This is a genomic window from Microcystis sp. LE19-41.2A, from assembly GCF_027530405.1.
GTDB lineage: Bacteria > Cyanobacteriota > Cyanobacteriia > Cyanobacteriales > Microcystaceae > Microcystis > Microcystis aeruginosa.
Genome location: NZ_JAPZQJ010000169.1, coordinates 1 through 1,662, shown reverse-complemented (window position 1 = coordinate 1,662; position 1,662 = coordinate 1). Strand labels below are relative to the sequence as shown.

The window sequence follows — 1,662 nt, the reverse complement described above, 5'->3', positions numbered from 1 at the left end:
TGTCAGTCTGTAGAGCGACCATAAGACCAGAACAGAGTAAATCTGTTAAGGCAGGTGCGAAAAATCCTTCGGGAAAGAAGCAGAAACCCAAATCGTGAGGTTTGGGAATCACCGTCCGTTTACGGCGGTGAGGATGTCAAGCAGGGTTGCCATGTATTGGTACTCAGATTCAAAGGGAATTGCATCCAATCGTGGGGTTAAAGACAATAGCCCCAATTGACTGAGACCTGCTTTGGCGGCGGCCGCAATCAGCGCCCCTTCCGTAGGATCCCCCACCACTGACCAATCTTCTCCCGTTTGTTTTAGCCCGGAGTCATTACAAAGCAAACCAGCTACCAGACAATCCCCTAGGGCCGGCGGCAATTCCTCTGCAAAGGGGCTGCCAGGGTTGCCATCGGTGATCAGACTAATTTCGCCCTTGGGACTATAGCCACCACCACTAACGGCGTAATATTGCCCTTCAGTATAAATGGACTGTACAGTCATTTGATTTTCGGTCAGGGTTCCGGTTTTGTCGGAACAAATGACGGTCGCACTCCCCAATGCTTCCACTGCGGGCAGTTTACGAATAATCGCATTGCGACTGGCCATGCGGTTGACCCCAATGGCCAAGGTAATCGTTACCACTGCTGGCAGCCCTTCTGGAATCGCACTCACTGCGAGGGCAACGGCAGCTTCAAACATATCGATCCAAGATTTCCCCCGTCCTAACCCGATGGCAAAGGTCAAGGTTGCTAGGGTCAAAATTGCGTAAAGTAGGGTGCGGCTAAATTGGGCAAATTTACGGGTCAGGGGTGTGCTAAGGCTGACTCGGCTTTCCATCGACTGGGAAATCTGCCCCACTTCGGTGGCGTTGGCCGTAGAGACAACAATCCCTTTGCCCTGTCCAAAGGTAACAAAACTCCCTGCGTAGGCCATGTTTGTCCTTTCTGCTAGGGGCGTATCCCCGGGTAAGGGTTCGATCGCTTTTGACCCGGGCAAGGATTCCCCGGTCAGGGCAGACTCATCCACCTGCAAATTGCGGACTTTCAGCAGCCTCAAGTCCGCTGGTACTTTATCCCCCGATGCCAATAAAACGATATCTCCTGGCACCAAATCCTGAGATGGAATCCGGAGGGTTTGTCCCTCTCGCAACACGGTCGCTTCTGTGGTTACGGCTTTGGCTAGGGAAGCGATCGCACCTTCCGCCTTAGCTTCCTGCACATAGCCAATAATGGCATTGATCAGAGTAACTCCCCAAATCACCGAGGCATTCGTCCAAGACCCTAAAAATGCCTTAATAGTACCCGCAAGCAAGAGAATATAGAGTAGCGGCTGATGAAATTGCCCCAAAAATCTCAACCAAGCTGGTTTCCCCGGCTTAAATCGCAGTTCATTCGGGCCATATTTTTCGTAGCGACTGGCCACTGCTTCTGCTGATAAGCCCGCTGACCCATCGCTGGTCAAGTATTCAATCACCTCTGGTTGAGAAAGTTGATGATACAAGGGCAATGATAATTGAACTGGCATCATGCTCGACCATATTTAGGGTCTGCTGAAAAAGTTTTTCCTAGGGGCAGGGTGTAGGGTGTGGGGTGTGGGGTGTGGGGTTTTACCGATTTTGAGGGGGTCAATTACCTAATTTTCAGGGAAAAAGTCCCTGAATTTCCCCCTGATCACTCC

1 pseudogene is annotated in these 1,662 nt (G+C 51.3%); it reads right to left on the bottom strand.

What is annotated here, in order from left to right:
- Positions 1-135 precede the first annotated feature (135 nt).
- Positions 136-1,509: pseudogene (locus tag O9290_RS07175) on the bottom strand (HAD-IC family P-type ATPase); the annotation flags it as partial.
- Positions 1,510-1,662 lie beyond the last annotated feature (153 nt).